General features: G+C 39.2%; 10 protein-coding genes. 3 read left to right on the top strand and 7 right to left on the bottom strand.

What is annotated here, in order from left to right:
* Positions 1 to 12 precede the first annotated feature (12 nt).
* Positions 13 to 1,260: an HAD hydrolase-like protein gene (locus K6D58_RS05020; protein WP_296828263.1), complete on the bottom strand. Its 1,248-nt coding sequence runs from the start codon at positions 1,258 to 1,260 to the stop codon at positions 13 to 15.
* A gap of 125 nt (positions 1,261 to 1,385) precedes the next feature.
* On the opposite strand from K6D58_RS05020, the gene K6D58_RS05015 reads away from it, so the two are divergent.
* Positions 1,386 to 2,750, top strand: a complete 1,365-nt coding sequence (locus K6D58_RS05015) for a prolyl oligopeptidase family serine peptidase (RefSeq protein ID WP_296828261.1) — start codon at positions 1,386 to 1,388, stop codon at positions 2,748 to 2,750.
* Between the two features lie 10 nt (positions 2,751 to 2,760).
* Here K6D58_RS05015 and rsmG read toward each other — a convergent pair whose 3' ends face one another.
* From rsmG to K6D58_RS04990, 5 genes are read right to left on the bottom strand one after another with little or no spacing between them, the layout of a single operon-like run.
* Positions 2,761 to 3,399: a 16S rRNA (guanine(527)-N(7))-methyltransferase RsmG gene (rsmG, locus tag K6D58_RS05010; RefSeq protein ID WP_296828259.1), complete on the bottom strand. Its 639-nt coding sequence runs from the start codon at positions 3,397 to 3,399 to the stop codon at positions 2,761 to 2,763.
* On the bottom strand, positions 3,396 to 4,313 hold the full coding sequence (locus K6D58_RS05005; protein WP_296828257.1) for a hypothetical protein: 918 nt from the start codon (positions 4,311 to 4,313) through the stop codon (positions 3,396 to 3,398). The genes rsmG and K6D58_RS05005 overlap by 4 nt, the downstream gene beginning before the upstream one ends.
* A complete protein-coding gene (locus tag K6D58_RS05000; protein ID WP_296828255.1) occupies positions 4,300 to 5,109 on the bottom strand; it encodes a hypothetical protein in 810 nt (269 codons plus the stop codon). The genes K6D58_RS05005 and K6D58_RS05000 overlap by 14 nt, the downstream gene beginning before the upstream one ends.
* A gap of 10 nt (positions 5,110 to 5,119) precedes the next feature.
* The gene (locus K6D58_RS04995) at positions 5,120 to 5,920 is read right to left on the bottom strand and encodes a 16S rRNA (uracil(1498)-N(3))-methyltransferase (protein ID WP_296828254.1); all 801 of its coding nucleotides are present in this window, start codon (positions 5,918 to 5,920) and stop codon (positions 5,120 to 5,122) included.
* Positions 5,921 to 5,940: 20 nt separating this feature from the next.
* Complete coding sequence (locus K6D58_RS04990) at positions 5,941 to 6,675, bottom strand: NAD-dependent protein deacylase (RefSeq protein ID WP_296828252.1); 735 nt, start codon at positions 6,673 to 6,675, stop codon at positions 5,941 to 5,943.
* 204 nt (positions 6,676 to 6,879) lie between these two features.
* Between K6D58_RS04990 and K6D58_RS04985 the strand changes: the two genes are divergently transcribed.
* Positions 6,880 to 13,632 (top strand): Ig-like domain-containing protein, encoded by a 6,753-nt coding sequence (locus K6D58_RS04985; protein ID WP_296828250.1) that lies wholly within the window; start codon positions 6,880 to 6,882, stop codon positions 13,630 to 13,632.
* 199 nt (positions 13,633 to 13,831) lie between these two features.
* Here the strand turns inward: K6D58_RS04985 and K6D58_RS04980 are convergent, their stop codons facing one another.
* Positions 13,832 to 15,013 (bottom strand): hypothetical protein, encoded by a 1,182-nt coding sequence (locus K6D58_RS04980; RefSeq protein ID WP_296828249.1) that lies wholly within the window; start codon positions 15,011 to 15,013, stop codon positions 13,832 to 13,834.
* 280 nt (positions 15,014 to 15,293) lie between these two features.
* Between K6D58_RS04980 and K6D58_RS04975 the strand changes: the two genes are divergently transcribed.
* Positions 15,294 to 21,574: Ig-like domain-containing protein (locus tag K6D58_RS04975; RefSeq protein ID WP_296828247.1), on the top strand; the 6,281-nt coding region annotated here is incomplete at its 3' end.

Genomic DNA, 21,574 nt, shown 5'->3' with positions numbered 1-21,574 from the left:
GACTTTTTAAGTTCAGCTCTTTTTTTTAGAAATGGAAATACCGTCACCGCAGTCAAAAAATTCAGTTGTAAACTCTTCGTTGTTTTTTAAAAAATCTATGTACTTGCGGATTTTTTTTACAAGCTTAATGGTGCTGTAGTTATGGGTAAGTGACAAATCTTCTACCATTCCATGAAAAGAAAGGTTGTCGCTAAAAATAACTCCATTATCTGCAAGATTGTTTTTAAAGCGTTCAAAGAACTTAATGTACTGGGCCTTTGCAGCATCTATAAAAATAAGGTCGTATTTTCCTTCTATAGGATAGGTCAGGGCATCTCCGTTAAATATTTTTATCTGCTGCTCAAGATTGTTTTTCTTAAAGTTTTCTACTGCAGTGTCATAGCGGCTTTTGTCAATTTCTATTGTAGTAACATGTATGTCCGGATTAAGGCGTGCAAACTTCATGGAAGAGTAACCTATGGCAGAACCTATTTCCAGAATATTTTTTATATTGTTTTCCTTAATGTAACTGCATATAAAGTCAGAACCTTCGTCCTGCATAATTGGAACTTCGTTTTTCATGGCAAAGTTTTTTACTTCTGATTCTCTTGCCGGGTCAGAAAGTATGCTGATGAATTTTTCTATTTCGCTGGCAACACTAAAGCAAAGGTCCGCATTGCACTTTACAAGTTCTTCCCTTTTACCCATGCCTCCACGAACTGCTACACTTTTACATCCGGCAGCCCTGGCATTTTCTATGTCCTGAAGGCAGTCAGATAAAACAATTGCATCCTGACATTTAAAGTGGCTTCCGGTTTTTGTATTTATTTGATTTACTGCCTCTTCTATATTTTTAGAGTAAGAGATTACATCAAAGTAAGAATCTATTTCAAAGTAATTAAGGATTCTTTCTGTAAGCTCCGGACATTTTAATGACATAAGGGCAGTGTATTTATTTTTTTTCTTAAGGACTTTAAGAAGTTCCTTTATTCCTGCATAGAGATTTGTCTTGTCCGTTGCCCTGCTTCTGTATTCCTTAAGGAACTGCTGGTATATGCTTTCTGTTTTTTCTTCATCGTCACATCTGTAATGATTTTTTGTAGAAAGGAGAAGGCAATTTACTAATGTTTTTTTAAGGTCATCTTCTATAAGATTCTTTATTTGGTTTTCTTCAAGGGTCCAGTAGGTAAAATGTTTTAAAGCTGCATTGATACTGTCTGCAATGTCATCAGCTGAGTTAATAATTACGCCGTCAAAGTCAAAAATATAAAGTTCCGTCATAAGTAAGGGAATAATAAACTTAGAAAGATATTCTTTCAATAATGCTTTTTAAGGTGACGTAAAAATTATTTACTGATAACATTTATATTATGAAAAAAACTTTTATTATTATAATGTTATCTTTTATGTCTCTTTTTTCTTTTGCCCAGGAATTTTATAAAGAAAAGGTTCCCGGACAAAAAGAATATGTTATGTATCTTCATTCCTATGACTGGGGTGCAGCTGTAAATCTTCTTGTTTGTGATGCTGCAGTAACTTTAAATCCTGATTCAATTAAGACAGAAGACTTTAAAGTAGAAAGAGTAATTGTTAATGAAGACCAGACAGATTCAGCAAGAGGTATGGCTTATTCCCGTAAGATAGAAGAAGTCTATCCTTCTGACAAATATGGTAATCCTGTAAAAAATGCATCCCGTTATATAGCAATAAAACTTTCTGTTCACTATGAAGATGAAGAATGTGATTTTTATACCGGCAGAATATTAAAGGGAAGGTGTAAATACTATCTTTACAGAATTACAAATAAAAATCTTAAGCTTTCCATTACACAGCTTTCTGGTATTGTAAGTCCGGCTGCTGATTTTACCATTCAGATGATTACAAAAGATGGTCTTACAATTAAGTATGCTTCCTGGAATCCACCGGAAGAAAAAACAGATACACCCCTTATTATCTGGTTCCACGGAATTGCAGAAGGGGGAGATAATCCATACATGCCTTTACTGGGCTTAAAATCTACAGCTTTAATTTCTGAAAATATACAAAAGTATTTTCCTGAAGGTGCCTGCGTTTTAATTCCCCAGTGTCCTACAGGCTGGCTTGAGACAATAGACACAGATGTTTTTGGAATGAGGGTATGGGCTCCTGTTGATATAGGTGGAACTGTAGATCGTAAACTGGATTCAGCAAGAAAATTTGTAACAGGCCTTAACTTTATGGACAGCGATGTTCGTAGTGGAAAGTATCAGGCTCCGGAGATGGAAAAGAATGAAGACCCGGATAAAAAACCTTATGCTGCAGTTTCTTATTATACTCAAGTTGTAAAGGCCATGATTGATTCTTATATTGCAAGGAATCCCTGGATTGATACATCACGTATATATGTTGGAGGCTGTTCTGCCGGCGGTTATATGACAATGAACATGCTTATTCAGTATCCTGACTTTTTTGCAGCAGCTTTTCCCGTATGTGAAGCCTATCCTGATGTAAAAATTACTGATGCACAGATAGAAAAACTTGCAAAGATACCCCTCTGGTTTACTCATGCAGAAAATGATGAAACCATAAAGATAGCAAATCATGATGGTCCTACTTATGAAAGATTAAAGCAGGCTGGAGCAAAAGATTTGCATTATTCTCTTTTTCCAAATGTAATTGATAGTGAAGGGGTAGAGATAGACGGCCATTCTTCCTGGTCTTATGTATTAAACAATCAGTGCCAGGAAGGAGACCTTACTCTTTTTGAATGGCTGTCCAGACAAAAAAAGTAAAGGGTAAGTTTTATTTTTTAATTACAACAAGATTGCGTTCATGATCTTCAAGGTATGGCACTGAAAGTGTTATTACCTTGTAGTCAGGAACCATAACTTCTACTTCTGACATTTCTGTCTTTATTTTTTCAAGCCTTGCCTTGTAAGCTGCAAGATGTCCGCCTTTTTTAAGCATGGCAAAAAGAAGCTTTACGATTTTTTTATCAAAGGGATGAAAGGCACGGAAAACTTCAAGGTCAAAGATTTCTTTTTCTACAGCATCTGCCGGTGAACATAAAACCTTTACGTTTTTAAGGTTCATCTTGTGAATGGCACTTTCAAGGAAGGTACAGCGTTTTTCCATTCTCTCTACCAGGGTAAAGGAATTTTCCGGAAAAGCTACTGCCAGTGGAATTCCAGGACAGCCGCCGCCGCTTCCTATGTCTCCGATTTTAGAAGAACTGTCTATTAATCCGGCAATATGAGGAACTGCTGCAAGTGAATCAAGAACATGGTTTACTGCAAGTTCATCTTCATTATCTGCCTTCATAAGATTGTAGCTTTTATTAAAATCAAGAACGGCTTTTATATAGATTTCCAGCTGCTTAAACTGTTCTTCTGATAAAGTAAGTCCCAGTTTTTTGCAGCCCTGAATCAGTTTTTCATTCATTCTTCATCTCCAAGATCTACTAAAAAGTCCAGCTGCCAGTTGGCATCAGCAGTGTGCATTGTAAGAAGGTTTCCTGTGCGGGTTGCAGTAAGGTTCTTCTTCTGGCTTAACTGATAAATAAAGGAATATTCATTAAGGTAGTCCTGACTTACCAGAGCTGTAACTGTGTATGTAGAAGTTCCATTTTCTTTTTCTATATTAAAGTAAAGATAAAAGGTTTCGCTGCGGGTTTTTCCGTCACTTAAATAGCGTCTGTCTCCTGTTACAAGAAAAGCACCATCTTCCTGAAGGGAAGAAATGTAAATCTTGCGGCAGGTTCTTAGAATGTCATAGCTGTTAATAGAAAACCTGAGAATCTTTGGTTTTACCACAGCCTTTTTTGAAGAAGTACTGTCTTCTTCTCCTTCTGTAGTTACATAATCTTTGGCAGGGGTAGCAAAACTTTTGTCAGCTTCTGTTTTGTAAAGAAGTTCTGAGTTCTGTTCTTTTATCTGTCTGAGTTCACTAAGAATTGCTTCAAGGCTGTCATCTGAACTGTCCAGGGAGTCAAGCATTCCCAGTTCACTCATGGTAGAAAGGTCCTGGGCACTGATTGAAGACAAAACTTTTTTAAGGCTGCCTGAATCTGTGGTAATGTCGTCACTTATTTTTGACTGAACCTTTTTCTGACTCTGGGGAGCGTCATATATTTTTGACGAAACAGTGTTTGGTGTATAAAAACCTTCTCCGATTGTTGGTGCAGAAAGGGTGTGCATTCCGGAAGTATCGATTTTAATTTCCGGAATAGATGGCGTATTTATGGCAGGGGTCTCTACTGAGGGTGTATTGTTTTTTTCATCACAGTAAAGGTTCCCTGCAAGAGAAGCGGTAATTAAAAGTGCAGCTGTTTTTTTGATAAAGCTATAAGCTGGCAAGACTTTCCTCCACGTATTCAAGACGGGTTGTAAGTTCATTAATAGTTCTTGTAAGGCGGTCCCGTTCTTTTTCTAGTTTTTCTTTAGGATCTATTTCCTTTGCTTTTTTCTTCATCATGGCAATTACGCTGTCAGGACTTTTTCCCTGCTTAATTGCTTCGTGTACTTTTTCTTTATCGGTAACTTTTTTCTGTGCGGCTACAAGTTTCATGTTTTCAAAACCTAAGTCAGCATCTGTTTCCGGCAGCTGTCCTACTTTTGTAATGGACTTTGCTGTAGTTCTTGGCAGCTGAAGTATACGGTCAATATAATCTTCGTAACGGATATTTGCCTGGTCACAAAGGGCATGGGCTTTAATAAGGCTTTTACCCAGTTCCTGCATAAGGTGGCCGTTAGGTGCTATGTATTTATCTTTTATTTCCTGAGTAAGGCTTTCAAGTTCCGGTGACATAGTCATGTCCAGCTTGTAGTAGCCTTTTTCTTCTGCAATATCCAGAAGTCCGTGGAATTTTGCCCAGAAATAGTTTGTATGACTTCTTGCGCAGCCTGGAGGTTCCCTTCCTCCGTTTTTAGCAATGTCTTCTTCGTTTATAAGGTGATGGGTATATTCATGTATTGCTGTATAAATAAGCTGATTGTCTGTCTTAAAGTTTTTATTGTGAAGGAGAATCTCCCTTAAGTCCGGCTTGTAAAGTCCGTTTACCCTTGTACTTTCTTTACCGGTCATTGTAACAGTAAAATCCAGCTGTGAATCCTGTATATCCAGGAGCATTTCTTTAATAGTTGCGTTATCCATTCTTCAGATGTTATCCCAGCAGACCCATTTTTGCAAGAATCAGGCTTGCAGCTACTGTTGCAGCAGTTTCAGTTCTAAGGACACGGATTCCCATGCCTGTTCTTATATAGCCATAGCTTTCTAAAAGTTCCCTCTCATCTTTAGACCAGCCTCGTTCACTTCCTATGGCAGCAATTGCTTTGTTAAAGCCTTCTTTTTCTGCCAGTAAATCCATCTGTTTAATAAGGCTCATGTCAGGACTTACGTTGTCCAGGGCAAAGCGGGCAGTTTTTTCCTGCTTTTGAGCTGAATCAAGTTTAATTGAATCAAGGCAGTCTTTTAGAGATTCATGGATAAATACCTGGGGAACATGGGTTCCGGCAGCTTGAATTGTTCCTTCCAGCAGCATTTTGCGGCATTCTTCCGGAGAAGCCAGGTCTGCTTTAAGGTAGGATTTTTCTCCCAGTTCAGTGGCTGTAAGGTGAATCTGGCATACTCCCAGTCCGGCAATATCCCTTAAAAGGCGTTTAAGCTGAATTGGTCTTGGGAATCCTACAATCATAACCAGGGGATAAAGGGGTTTTCCGTCACTCTGGCCTGTAAATTCAAAGTGAATCTCTCCGTCAAGCCAGGTTTTTCTTCCGTCAGGGCTTTTTTCTTCCCGACTTTCTATTTTTGTAATCAGGGCAGTGCCGGCTTCTCCGTCAATTATTCCTGCAGAAAAGCTGTCTCCCTCTTTTTTATGGAGAATTTTTATAAGATGCTGTCCCCTCTGATCCCTAAGGCTTAAAGGGGAATTAATCTCTTCTTTAGTAAAAAGGCAGATATTCATTCAGTCAGTATAGCACAAAATCAGACTTTTATCTGTGACAGAACCTTTCCTATTGAGTCGTGAATGGCCAGGCTGGCAATATTATCTCCGGAGCCTGGATCCCTGTTTATTAAAACTATGTCTTTTCCCCGGTAATACTGAATAAGTCCGGCAGCAGGGTATACCGTAAGGGAAGTTCCTCCAATAATAAGAAGGTCAGCTTCCATTAGTGCATTAATTGAATCAGATACGCATTTGTCATCAAGACCTTCGTTGTAAAGAACTACATCCGGTTTTATAAGTCCGCCGCATTCCATACAGCGGGGGATTCCTTCTTCATCACTGTTATCCCTTATATAATCAGCGTCGTAAAATTTTCCGCATTTAGTACAGTAGTTACGCAGGGTGCTTCCATGAAGTTCCAGGACTTTTTTACTCCCGGCACTCTGGTGAAGTCCGTCTATGTTCTGGGTAATAACTGCAAGAAGCTTTCCCTTTTCTTCCATTTCTGCCAGCTTTTTATGGGCTGCATTAGGTTCAATTCCAGATACAAGAAGTTTTTCCCTGTAAAAGCGGTAAAATTCCTTAGTCTTTCCAAAGAAAAACTCGTGGCTCAGTATGGTTTCCGGAGGGTAGTCCCATTTCTGGTGGTAAAGTCCGTCCGTACTTCTAAAATCAGGAATTCCGCTTTCTGTAGAAACTCCTGCACCTCCAAAAAATACGATTTTACTGCTGGAATTTATAAGTTCCTGAAGTTTTGAAATATTTTCTTCCATAAACAGTCTCCTTCTTAAAAAGTATAACACTTTTTAAAGAAATTTACCCCCATAATAAAATTGGAGAAATTTGACATTTTAATTGTTACTTTTTACACTATTAAATTGAGCAGATGTTATTTCTTCTAAGGTTTTTTTTATGGAGAAATCGGTAAATCCTGCCGAAAATCTAAGTAATAGTCCGACTTATTAACGGAGAGTGATATGTTTAAGAAAGCTTTAATAATATTGTTTTGTGCCTCAATTATTGGAATACAGTCCTCTGCTGCACCTAATCCTGCAAAGGTAGATGAACAGACTATTCCCTCTTCTGTAGAGGCTGGAGAAGCCCACAAAGAGGAAGACGGTAATACTCTTAACAGCTGGGAAAAAACATTCCCTCTTGAGCAGAAAAAAGAAGGTAAGTACAACATTGTAGTTACAGCAGAAGACCAGGCTGGAAACACTACTGTTGCCGGTCCTTATAATATTTACATAGACTCAGAGTCGGACAAACCTGTAGTTGGTATTACAAATCCTTCAGAAGGAATGCGTGTACCTGGTAACCTTAATATTGTTGGTACCTGTACTGATGATGATGGTGTTGATGTAGTTTATATTATTTTTGATGACGGTCCTTATAAGGGAATTCCTCAGCCTGCAAACGGAAGGGAATTCTGGTCTTATGAACTTAATACAACTGAATGGCTTGAAGGTCCTCATACAATAGAAGTTTACGGTATTGATAAGTCAGCTCCTATTGATGAAGCCTGGGAAAAGGATAAGAAAATCCTTATGGGCCCTCCATATAATTTTTCAGAAGAAAAAATCAAGGAAATAGAAGACAAGCGTATAAAGGCAAAGGAAGCCCTTGCTTCTGAAGATCTTGCAAAGTTAAATGAAGAATACGAAAAGAACGGTAAGATTAAAAATCCTCTTATTTCTGACAGAGGTGATTCTGTAAAGGTAACATGGCAGCTTGACCGCCGTACTCCGGAAATCCACGTAATGAATCCTGCAGAAATGGGTTCAATGAAGAGCGGCCGCTTTAAGATTGAAGGTTATGTTACAGACGGTAACGGAATACAGAGTCTTGAATATAGCTGTAACGAAGAAAAGAAGTTTGCAGACCTTGAAGCAGCTGATCTTAAAGAAGTAAAACTTGAAAAATCAAAATATTTCCAGGGTGAAGAAAGAAAGGCTGAATATGAATCATTAAAGGCTCAGGGTATTTCTGTTGTATATGAATTTTCCATTACAGTAGACAGCCGTCAGCTTGAAGAAGGTGCCCGCAAGTGTCTTTTAAAGGCAAGGGACGGTGCAGGTTCAGTAGGAAGGCTTACATATCTTTTCCTTGTAAAGAACAATCCTCCTAAAATTGAGATTCTTACTCCACAGGAAAAGGAAGCTCAGAATGGTATCTTTAGTGTTGCCGGTTATGCTTTAGGCAGTTACAAAAAAGAAAAGATTAAGGACGGAGAAGAAACTAAAGAAGTAGAAAAGCGTGAAGTAAACGGTATTAAAAAGCTTGAATGGAGCTTTGGTGATCTTTCCGGCGCTTTCTATGCAAGGGATGACTTTAAGGAAGAATATAAGGACGTAGATGATAACCACAGCCTTATTCCAGGAAATCCTTACTGGTCTGTAGAACTTGATACCCGTAAGATTAACAAGAAGTCAGAAACTTTCCAGATTACCGCTACAGATATTATGGGTAATACTGTAACAGAAAAGCGTACTATTCTTCTTGATCAGGAAGCAGACAAGCCTCTTGTAAGCATTAAGTATCCTGTAGAAAACGAAGGTGTAGACGGAGAAGACGGACTTCTCTTTATTCGTGGTATTGCAGAAGACGATGATGGTGTTGTAAAGGTTATTTACTCCCTTGATGGCAAAGATGAATCTACAGTTGAATGTAACGGTGTTTTCTATACACAGATTCCTGGTGCATTAAGCGATGGTACTCATACCCTTACAGCCTATGCAGTAGATAAATATGGTGTAAAGGGTAACGAAACTTCTGTTTCCTTCCAGTCTAAGGGAATTGCTCCAACTTATTCCGGGGCAAAATATCTTTCAGGTAAATCTTCTCAGGAATTTACTGACGGTATGAAGATTAATCCGGAAGAAAATGGTTCTTACGAAATAAAGGTAAATTCCAGCTGTGGTCTTAAAGCCGTTAACTGGGAATTAAGCTGGGGCTCAAACGGCAGCATTAAAAAGGATCTTACTGTTGGAGAAAACGCAAAGTCAGCTACCGTAAGTATTCCTTTAGGTGGAGACGATATTCCATGGGGCTTCTCAAAAGTTACTGTCAGGGCAACTGATATTTACGACAGGGAAAGCCTTCATTATGCAATCCTTAATATAACTGACCTTACTCAGATTAATGTAGAAAAACCAGGTGTATACTTTACAGATTCAATTGTTGCAGAAAATGGTGCAGTAAAGATTAATCCTGACTATCCTCTTACAGGATATTTTGCCGGCGGAAAGATTTCTTCCGTAGCAACAGTTCCTGCAGTAAGGGGTGTAAGTGCAGCCTTTGACGGAAATGTTATTACGGTAACAGCTGCTCCTGGTGCTTCCAGTGCTAAGTTTAAGGTAAGGGTTACAACAGATATCTGGACAAACTACGATTCACAGGAAATGTATTTCTATTCTGATGAAAAGGCTCCTGTAATTACAATTGATTCAACTTCTAAATATGACACTGAAAACGGAAGGGCCTTTGAGTTCCTTACCCAGAGTGACAAACTTTCTATTAGTGGTGGAGTAACTGCAGATTCAGATGTAAGTATTTCTTACAGAATTTTCTCTGCTAAAGTTCAGATTGATGACAGCGGTTTTATTTCTGTAATCAGCAATCCTGAAACTTCTGAATTAACGAAGGTTGACCTTAACAGAAGGGGTAAGTTCTCAATTACAAATCTTACAACAGACAAGGAATTTGCTTCTGACGGTATGTATGTTGTTGAACTTGTTGCTGAATCAGCATCAGGTAAAAAATCAGCAGAGGCTGTTTTTGTAAGAAAAATCCCATATCCTCCTGCAGCTGGCGGTGATAAAAAGTCTTCTAAAAAAGATCCAAAGCTTTTCTGGCTTAAAGGAGAAAACTATTACGGAATCTGTGTTTACCAGGGTGAATGTGACAACCTCTTTAAGGTAGTTAAGGCTGACGAAATTAAGGCCGACACCGGTTCACTTAAATTTGAAGTAAAGGCAACAGATGCAGAAGTTAAGGGAAAGGCTCCTTCTTATACAGAAAGCCTGTCTGTTTCTGCTCCTGTAGAAATCGATGCTCATTTTGCAGAAATCGATGGTGCTCCTTATAAGAGCGGTATGTCTATTGTTCTTGAAAAGGGAACAAATGCAGAAGCCGGTCATAAGGGTCTTATTAAAATAAATTCAAATGCTGCAGTTACAGGCGTTACATACAGCTTTAACGGCGGTTCGGAAAAATCAGCTGCTATTCTTCCTGGTTCTACCGGTCCTGAATATTCAGCAGAATTCCCTCTGGCAAACCTCCCTGCAAAAATTAACTCCCTCAAGGCTGTTGTTACAACTGCAGGTGGTACAAAGAAAGAAATTACAGGAACAATTATTGTTCTCAGAACCCATGCAGTACTTAACAATGCTGCAAAGATTTTCTGGTCAGAGACAGATGGTGTAACTCTCAGCGGTACATCTTATGTTCTTAATGACGGTGCAGCCCTTAAGGCATTTGCAAATATTCCTTTCCAGAACATAAAGGCTTCTGTCCGGGGCGATGTTCGCGGATTAACTGCAGAAGCCGGTCCTAATAACACAGTTCTCTTTAAGGCTACTTCTGACGGTACATACAGGGGTGTTTCTATCCGTGTAACAGACGAAGCCGGTGGTGCATATAATTCTCCGGAAGTTACCCTTGTTGTAGATACATCAAAACCAACTATTACCCTTAACAGACCTAAGGATATGGCCTTTGTACAGAAGTCATTCCGTGTAAGCGGTTCTGTTACAGATGGTAATGGTGTTTCTTCCCTTGAATATACTCTCTCTGATAATGCAGATGCTGAATGGAAGCCTGTTTCTATTCCAAAGGGTGGCGGAGAATTCAGCTTTACAGTAGACCTTAGTGATATTCCTGACGGATATGCAGGTCTTTCACTCCGTGCAAAAGATACTTCCGGAAAAATTGCTTACTGCAATACTGTAGTTCAGAAAGATACAACTGCTCCTCAGGTTCAGGTTATTCTTCCTGATGCAGCAAGTACAAGCGTTAACGGTGAAAATACAATCGGCTTCCTTGTAAAAGAAGCTGGTCTTCTTAAGAGCATTACATATCGTTCTCCAGGTGGAGCACGTTCAGAAGAATTTGAAATCTATGCTCATCCGGAAGATATTCCGGCAAAAACACTTACAGACAGTGAAGGAAAGGAAGTTCCTGTAGCAGACAGAAATAATCCGTTAAAGACCCTTAATTCTTCACTGCCACATATGGAAGTAGGAACAGCAGCATTCCCTATTGATAACAGGATGTCATTTGTATTTACAGATGCAGCCGGAAACTCAACTGTAATTCCTGATTCATCTTACAGCTGGGAATTTAAAGTTAACTCTGAATCAGACAAGCCTGTTGTAGAAATTAACCTGCCGGAAGAAAATCAGGTTCTTACTACAGACTTTAAGATTTCCGGTGTAGTTTCTGATGATGACGGTCCAAGCCGTGTTTACTATAGAATAGACAGTGGCCGTTATCAGCTTGTATCATCTGATCCTTCTCTTGCAGAAACTGATGATGCAAACCTCCGCTATAACTACGAAATTGAAGTTCCACTTTCTTCAATGACAGACAACGAACATAGTGTAAGTGTTTACTCTGTTGACCGTAACGGTATCCGTGGTTCAGAAGATGTCCGCAAGTTCCGTATTTCTCTTGAAGAACCAAAGGGCTGGATGAATGAACCTGATATCAGTAAGACTGTTAAGGGTATTGTAACCCTCAGGGGAACTGCCAGCGATAAAAACGGAATCAGTAAGGTTCAGGTTTCTATTGATAACGGTGCTTCTTATAATGATGCAGAAGGTACTACAAACTGGAGCTATACTTTTGATACCCGTGTAATTCAGGACGGAACTCACGTAGTATTCTTTAAGGTATATGACGGCTATGGAATTACAGGTCTTTATTCATCTTTGATTAACATTGATAATACTGCTCCTGAACTCAGGCTTGAGCTTCCTCTTGATGACAGTAAGACTTCTAAGAACCTCTTCTTCTCAGGACAGACAACAGACAACATCGGACTTACTGAACTTTACATTACAGTACGTTCCCTTGAAGGTAAGACAGTACCATCACGCCTTGCTCACTATGAACTTACACCTTCAGAAATTATTTCTGAAATTATTGATATTGAACGTTCCCTTAATGACGGCTTCTATAACGTAGAACTTACAGGAAAAGATGCTGCCGGAAACGTAACCCGTGTAAGCCGCAACATTCAGCTGGATTCAAAAACTCAGCTTGCCAGGGCAGAACTTCTTTACCCTCTTAATGGTGAACATCTTAATGGTGAATTCAACATTTACGGTATAACAAGTTCAGAAGAAGATGACCCTGTTCAGTATGTAGAGATTTCCCTTAAGGACGGAAGCGGACAGCTTAATTCTGACAATAGGATTATTGCCGCTGCAGAACACCTCCCTTATGGAAAGAATGTTACAAAGAATACAAGTATGCTTACTCCAAACGGCTACTTTAAGTTCAGAATCTGCCCTGTTTACAAACTCTATGACAAGGAAGGAAACGTTCTTAAAGACGAAGAGGGTAAGGATAAGACAGTATCCCTTACAGCAGGTGTTTACAGATATAAGGTTATCTCCCACACAAAGAATGGTAAGGTAATCGAAAGCCGTGAACAGACCTTTGTTTACGCTCCTAATGGTCCATGGGTAACTCTGGATAATGCAGACTTTACTTACGGTGACTTTGCTCAGAACAGACCTCTCCTTGCAGGTAATGCCGGCTACATTCTTACAGAAGAAGAAAAGGCAGAGCTTAAGGACAAAAAGAATATTTCTGTAGAACGCAGGCGTGAACTTGAAGGTAAAAAGATTAAGGGCGTATACGTAAGCTTTGACAATGGTAAGTCTTATAAGGCAGTTTCCCGCAAGAACAGGGGTAACTGGTCTTACAGAATTGAAAACCTTGATATTGCAGCCGGAACCCACTTTATGCTTGTAAAGGCAGAGATGTACAACGGAGAAAATGCAATTACAAGAACTATTGTTCAGATTGACAGAACAGCTCCTGTAATCAAGCTTATTTCACCGGGAGAAGGCGGTCATTACAACCAGCAGCTTAACTTTAAGGGACTTACCAGTGATGACGTAAACCTTAAGTCAGTTAAGTTTGAACTTCGTAAGGGTGACAAGGCTGCTTATGAAGTACCAGCCTTTATTCAGGGTCTTTACTTTGATGTAAGCGTATGGGGAGCAACCCTTTACAATGTTGGTATTGGTCTTACAGCATTCGATAATGCAGTTAAGATTCAGGCTAACTTTGGTCAGTTTACCCAGAGCCAGCGTGATATGGTTTCTGACATGCTTGGTCAGTCACATACAGACCTGCGCTTTGGTGGTAACGTAATCGGTGCAAAGATTATTGCTCAGATTGGATATATTCCATTCAGGTACTTCTTTGGCCGTGACTGGGACTGGCTTAGTGCTTCTATTTCTGTAGGTGCAAACTTCTCTTACTTTACGGATTCTGGTGCTACTTCTACAGATGGAGAAAAGGTATCACAGGTACTTTCTGCAGCTCTTGTTCAGATTGAGTTCCCTAGGGTAACCATTCCGAATGCAAAGCTCTTTAAGACCTGGTCCCTTTACACTGAACCTCAGATCTGGTTTATTCCATCGGATATTGCCAGTGATGATGCTAAGAAGGAAGTGTTTACAGTATCACTTGGTATACGTACAAGCGTATTCTAAAAGCTGTGAATAAGAAAAGAATAAAATAAGTAATAGAAAGGGGCTGAACTTGAGCAGTTAAATGCTTTAAGTTCAGCCCCTTTTTTATTGAGGGTTTATTACAAAACCCTCAAAACGGCGAAGTCAAGGCTTTAAGCGTGAGCGTGCCTTGACTCGACGTATTGAATTAAATTGAATTAGATGTCTGACTTTTACTTTTTTATTTTAAGTAAGAGCGGATTGCATCTGCCAGACGGCTGCGCTTTACAGGATCATCAAAGGAAGCATAGCTGATGTCCGGAATAAGTCCTGCCGGTGAACTTGCAACCCAGAACCTTACGTCATCAGACTGACTGTCATAAGCCATGCATTTTTTATTTACAGGCGCCAGGCGGCTTTTGTCTGTAAGGTATTCCTGAACTTTTGAAGAAAGAAGAATGCTTAAAAGTTCTTCTCCTTTAAATTTGTTGTTTATCTGAAGGGCACAAATACTGCTTCCTGTTACAGCTTCTTTTGTAGCAATGTCGGCTTTAGGAAAATCCATGGTCTCAAAGTACTTGATGTAAAGCTGCTGAACTTTTCTGTGCAGGGAAAGGCTCATGTAGTAAACACCGGTTTTTCTTTCCTTAAAGTAATACTGAAGGAGGTCACTTTCCGTAACTTCATACCAGTTTTTAAGAATCAGTCCCTGGTCCTGCATTTCCTTAATTTCGTTAAGAACGGATGTAAGCATTGGAGTAACTGTTCTTCCATTGCTGAGGGACAGTTCTTTAGTAAGTTCCTTGTATCCGTTAATGCCAAGTTTTGTAAGGGCAAGGTTGCTTATAAAACCAAAGAGCTGGCTGTTTTCTTTTCCGGCACAGATAGAAGGATTTTCTATAAGACTGCTGTCTCGTTCTGCCTTAAGAAAAGCCATGTATTCCTTCCATGTAGAGGGAAGGGTAAGGTTAAGTTTTTTCTGGGGAACTGTATAAACGGAAACTTCATTGTGATCAAGAATAATCGGAAGAATCTTTTTGTTGATGGAAAGTGAATTAGGCACGGAAGTAAAACATCTGTCAGAAATAGTCATGGTGGATTCAGAAAGATTATCAGCGGCAATACCGTTTTTTGTAATCAAAAGTTCGTAGTTTCTGATTTCCCTGGAACTAAGTTTTTTGTCTCCGTCAATGTGCTTAAATCTGTAACTGCAGCCTAAGCCTGAGGACAATTCTTCTATCTGGGATTTAAGGATTTCTTCTATATCTTCATCCAGATCATAAAAGACGATTACAGGTTGTGCCTTTGCTGATTCACCACCCTGACATGATTTCAGGATTCCTGCAGTTACAAGAGCAAAGAGAATAAGGGCAGCGGCAGGAATAAGTACTGCTGGTTTTTTAATAAATTCAATTACTTTCATAGAAGGAGTTTACATCGAAATTCCGTCTTTGTAGAGGAAATTTACCGGAAAGTTTAAAAATTTGGTGAAAATTCAAAAAAAATTCAGTGAATTTCAATGGAGATTTTGGAGAAAAAGGCTATACTTTAAATGGAGCCTGTTCTTTTATTATATTATGCAGCTCTTCCTCCAAAAAACAGGCGGTAATATTTATGTTATTAAGAAAATCTTCCGAGGATATAGAGAATATCTTTTGAGAATTTTCGTAAATCTGGTCCTAGAGTTTTTTATGGAGAATAATATGAGCTTAAAAAAATTTTTATCAATATCAATTTCTCTTCTGGTTTTAACATTTGTTGCCTGTGAGATTGGTCTTGGACCTTCTGTAGATACAAGGGCTCCGACTGTATCTATAGTTAATCCGGCTACAGGAGATCTTGTAAAGGATACTATTACTGTTTCCGGTACATGGTCTGACGATAAAAGCGTTACAAAAGTTCTCCTTACCCTTAAAAAAATTGATACGGATACAGAAGAAGTCATTTTTGAAGATCAGGAAGCCACTCTTGGTGAAGGCAATGACTGGTCAGCACTTTTAGCAACAGCTCTTTCTGAATCAACTGAAGGCTGTCTTGCAACTCTTTCTGACGGAAGTTACGAAATCTCTGCTGTTGCCTATGATTCTTCCGGACATACTTCAAGTAAACCAACCAGTACTTTTGATGTTGATACTACAGCACCATTATTCTTTATGGAAAAGCCGGGGGTTGTAAGCATAGATTCTGATACTGATACGGATTTATATCTTTTTGGACATAAGGTTCAGCTTACAGGTGTTATAAGTGACAGTCACAGTCTGGACAGAATGGAAGTTTCTGTTTATGACTCCGATGGAAATCAAATTGAACTTGCTAAAAGCTCATTTACAGGTTTTGATGCCAACTCTACCGCTGTTACAATTGCCTGCTATTATTCAGATACCAGTTCCCTTGACGAAAATCAGCAGGCTCTTTATGACAACTATATTGCCATTTATGGAGAAGAAAACAGCTCCGGCTGGGATACAAACAAAACATTTTATGCCGTAGCTGAGATATATGATGAATTAGGTAATTCTTCTGAAAAGGTTTTCTTAGACGAAAGTCTTACGGAAGTTCTTAAAACAGCAGGCCTTACTTCTGTTCCAGATGTAAAGGAATGTATGCAGATTCTTACAGACTCTTATTCTGGAACCCTTACTGATGAAGAGATTGCTATTGTAAAAGCTGTTCTTGAGGGAACTTATGAGCAGACAGGTACTGCAGTAACTTATTGTGCAGATGCAGATACTAAGTTTGCCTTTATGATTAATTCAGATGCAGACCCTACATACAGAATCGTAAACTATTCTTACACTGATACAGATGATATTGCTGCAGCTTCTGTAAGCGGCTCCCTTAGTGTTACGGTTTCTTACGGAATTGATAAGGCAGAAATATATCCTTCAACTCTTGGTGCAAAAATAATCCTTCTTGATTCTAATCTTGCTGAAACAGATACAGTTATAGAAACTGATGGTACTTACATTACTGATCGTGACGGTAACAGTGTCAGCGGTGACGATACAACTGTTGATACTTATACATATACCCTTTACCTTGATACTTCATTTGGTCTTAAAGCAGGTTCTTATTACAAGGTAGAAATCCTTGGAACTGATACAAATGACAACAGCCTTGTTGCCCTTGATGGCAATAATTACGGATTTGCTATTAAGGATTCTACAAATACAACACTTACTGCTTCTTATTATCAGACTTCTAATGATTCAACCCTTACTAAGACCGGTTCCAATGTTTATGTAAACGGAGAAACAGAAGTTACTGTTTACGGTTCTTATGTAAACTCTGTCAGCGGTGTAGAAGACCTTACCTTTACTCTTGATTCAGTTGATTATGTTCCTGATACCCTGCTTTATTCTGCAACAGAATTTACTTCTGCAGATGACCTTGCAGAAATTTCAGACTGGGCTTCTTATGACAGCTTTACTGATAAAACTTTAATCCGCTCATGGAAGCTTGTAAGTCAGCCTTCTTCTGACGGAAAGCTTGTTGCTTATGGTAAAAATTGTACCCAGATTGCAACTTCTTCAGTAGTAAGTGTAAGTGCAAGGCTTTTTGAAGTTGTAGTTGATACTGAAAATCCTTCCCTTACATTGAATTCATTCTCTTCTTCTTACTATAAGTCTTCTGAGTCTGCTTATTATGTAAATAATTCTTCCGGCAATACCTTTACCTTTAAGGGTAATGCTTCTGATGGAAAAGCAGTTTCTTCTGTTACTCTCGATATTCTCACAGCAAGCGGAGAGGCAAGTTCTGTAACAGTTCCTGAAAATTCCGGAAATCTTTATAACTGGGAATTTGCTGATGTTGATTTAAGTTCCCTCTCTACAGGTGCTCAGGCTAAGTTTACTGTAACAGACGGTGCAGGCAATTCTGCATCTTCTGTAGTTACAATTGTATTTGACCTTGCAGGACCTCAGGCACTTCACTGGGCAGATGCAAATAACAAGGATATAGTTTTCCGTATTGGTGATACTGATAATAGTAGTGATGAACTTACGGCTGCCGGGTATACCTATGATTCTTCACTGGACAGTAAGGTTGGCGGAAAGTATTCATCTGGTTCTTATGGAAATGATACTTCAATTAAAATCAGGGGTAACTTCCTTGATACTGGTTCCGGACTTGCAAAAATCTACTATCAGATTCTTACAGAAGAACCTGATTCAGATGCAATAGCAGACTTCCTGGAAAATTATGCAACATCTTCCAGCGGCAGCTTCTCTCCTTTGACTACAACTTCTACAAAGAGAGTTTCTTATACAGATTCTGACAGCGTAAAATATTTTACTGAAGTAGAAAGCAATTACTCTTCTACTATTTCCGGATTTACTGCAACTGACAATTATCTTCTTCTTCTTGCAGTTGATAACGTAGGTAATGCAGCGGTAGATTCCCTTACAGTATTCTATGACTTTAATGGGGATGATGATTATTCAGATGATGGGGAATCAGGAGATTATTCATGGAATGGAATTCAGTCTTATGCCATTCATATTGATACGGATGCTCCTACTATTACAGCTTCTTCTTCTACCTTGTATTCAAATGCAACAGAGGATCTCGTATTCAGTGGAACAGCTTCAGACGGAAATGGCGCAGGTATTGCAGCCGTTACTATCGAAGTAAATGGAAAAACTATTACTTCTTCTGATACAACTTATGGAACAATTGAACTTGTTACATCAGGAAGTGATGATGACGGAAATGAATACAGTTCTCAGTATGTAAAGTGGACTGTTACTATAGATGCAGCTGAGGTATTTAGTGATGCTTCAGATGGAAACGTTACTGTATATGCAACTGCTGTTGATAATGCCGGAAGTGGTAACTCAACAAGGGTAAGTATTGCAACAGTTGCTGTTGATAAGACAGCCCCTGTTCTTTCGGTTACTTCTCCTTCTGATGCAGATTCTTCAGCTGATGGAATTCAGATTAACGGAACCATTGATATTAAGGGAACTGCCAGTGATAAGAGCGGTCTTGAAAGCGGCGGAATGATTTCCCTTTATTATACTAGTGATGAAACTACAGGAAATGTTTCTTCAATTTCTTCCCTTACAACTGCAAGTACAGCAGCAGAGGGCTGGGTTCTTTATAAAGAAATCGATGCCGTAAACAACTGGACTGTAAGTGATGTAGTAACATCTGAACTTGCTGATGATGGTGTTACAGTTTACCTTACCTTTAGCGTAACAGATAAAGCCGGAAATACAGGATATTCAACTCCTCTTGCTGTAGAAGTAGATCAGGATACAGACAGACCTGTAATTACACTTTCTAATATCGAAGACATCAGCTCTATGGCAGATGCAGATTCTGCTGTATGGCTTAAGAATACAAGCAGCCTTCAGCTTTATGTAAGTGATGATGACGGAACTCTTTCTTCAATAGAGTATTGTATTGATACTGATGGAGTATGGTCTGATGATGATGCAGCTACTGTAACTCTTTCTAATGGAGCAGGCAGCTTTACTCTTGCAGACGGAAGCCATGAAGTTCTCTTTAAGATTACAGATAATGAAGGCGGAGAATTTATTACTTCAAATACAAGTGAACTTGCTCAGCCTAAACTTTCTGACGGAACAAATATAAAATCTTTACCTCTTTATATTGCAATAGATAAGACAGTTCCTGTAATCGAAACTATCAGATATTCATATTATGACTCAGATACAGATGAATGGTCAGAAACTGCTTCTTCCCTCCCAACTCTTGGAGGAACCCGTACTAAGTTTACGGTAACATTCAGTGCCGGAGACGAAAACGGCATTGCCAGCGTAACAGCAGAAATCTCAGGAGATGATACTGTTCATACAGGAAGTCTTGGAACTGCAAGTCTTGATTCTAACGGAAAGTATTACTGTACATGTACTATTTCTGAAGTAGAAATATCTGACACCCTTACAACTGGTACTCATTCCCTTAAGGTTACGGTTACAGATAATGCCGGTCTTGAGACAGAAGAATCCCTTCAGGTTGCAATTGATAATACAGCTCCTGATGTTGAACTTACAGGACCTTCTTCTTCTGTTACTTCCAGTGGCTCGGTTCTTGCCTATGGTACAGTTTCCGGTGCATCTTCAATTTACTATGCCCTCTCTCCATCTTCAGAAAGTGCTCCTGATGGAAGTACAAGCGTAACTGCATGGACAGGTCTTGATTCAAACGGAAGTGCTGTAAGCGGAACTTGTTCTGCAACTCCAGCTTATGCTCAGATTACAGATGCAGGAACTTCATGGAGTGTATACTTTGATGGTAATGATGAATCAGAAACAGGTACTCATACCAGCCTTATGACTGATTATCTTGAAAGCTTTGGTATTACTGATGATGTAACTTCTTTTGACAACATAGTTTACCTTTACCTCTGGATAAAAGCTTACGACGAAACAGGTAACGTATTTGAAGACTGCTATACAATTATGTTTGATCCTCAGGGGGATAAGCCTTCTATTTCTTTAAGCTATCCTTCTGCTTCCGGAACAACTCTTGGTGGTACTGTAAAAGTTTATGGTACAGCCACAGATACTTACGGAACAAATATTGGTGTTGACAGTGTATGGGTTCAGATTATTTCTACCGGTCATGGTTCAGATACTTCCAGCGGATACGGAAGCTTTACTTACGATGACGCTAATGAAGTTACAGACTTCTCAATGACAACAAAGGACCTGGATTATCTTGCAGCTAGTGGTTACAGCGTTTACAACATGCGCACTTATGATGCATCTTCTTCTAATACAGCATGGGTAAGCGGTTCAAGTTCTGTAGCTTCTGGTTATTCTGTAGACGATTATGGAATTCTTGTTTCTGTCAGTGGAACTTACTGGAATCTTGATATAAACGGTTCTGAAGAATTTAACCCTACTGAAGATTCTGCTACAGCAACAAATGCCATTGCCCTTAAGTTTATTGCCAGGGACAGTGACAGTAAGTTCAGTCCTTCTACCTGCATTATGGCAAGCTTTGATGCTGATACTCCTTATGTATATGACCTTGGTCTTGTACAGTATGACGGCAGTACAGTTGCAGCTACCAGGGAATATGTTTCTGATATGTATGTTAAGGGCAGCTGGACTTTAACCGGTTATGTTCATGACGATGACAGTCTTGATGAACTTTCTATCGGTTCAGTTTCTCTTATTGAAGGCGGAGAGCTTCTTACAGTTTCAGGAGCAAGTGTTGAATGGGTTGATTCAAGTACAAAGACAGATGTTTACTTTGAATACACTCTTGCAACTGACGACGGTGTAGGTTCCCTTACTTATACAATTTCTGCCACTGATAGTGCTGAAGGTACAGCAAATACCGGTTCTACAGAAATAAGCATTAACTATGATAATGAAGCTCCTGTAATTGCTGCTTCCGGTGATGACGGCTTTGATATCAGTTCTGATGTAAAGCAGAGTAACAACTGGTACACCTTCTCTTCTGTTGCATCTGAAGATGATGTTGATAGTGTTTCACAGTCTGGCTTTGCCTATACAGCCTTCTTCTTTAAGCGTACTTATGAAGAAAACTCTTCTACAGTAACTAAACTTTATGATGTTCTTCAGGCAAGGGATGATGCTGAATTTGATATTTCTTCAGAAACAATTGCAGCCCTTGGTTCAGAAACTTCTACAAGTGACAATACCCTTGTTTCAGAAAACGGACTTTACTGGTTCAGAAAGACAATCACTTCTGAAGCCGGAAGTCCTTCAATAACAATGAGTGATACTTCTAATGTTCACGTTAATTCCCTTATAAGTATTGGCGGAAGTTATTATCTTGTAAGTTCTGTCAGCGGAACAACAGTAACATTGTCAGACAACCTTTCTGCTTCTTATACAGCAGCTTATGTTGCCCTTGCAGGAATCGTAGACAATACAACTCCGGAAAGTGAACCTGATTCTTCAAGTGATTCAATTCAGTCTGACGGATACTACTCAAGTCCAAGTTATGATGACGGTGACCGCATGATAGAAAGTGTAAGCAA

It is taken from the genome of Treponema sp. (assembly GCF_024696245.1).
Lineage (GTDB): Bacteria > Spirochaetota > Spirochaetia > Treponematales > Treponemataceae > Treponema_D.
Note: the sequence above shows the minus strand (reverse complement) of the source record. Positions and strands in the feature narration are given on the sequence as shown.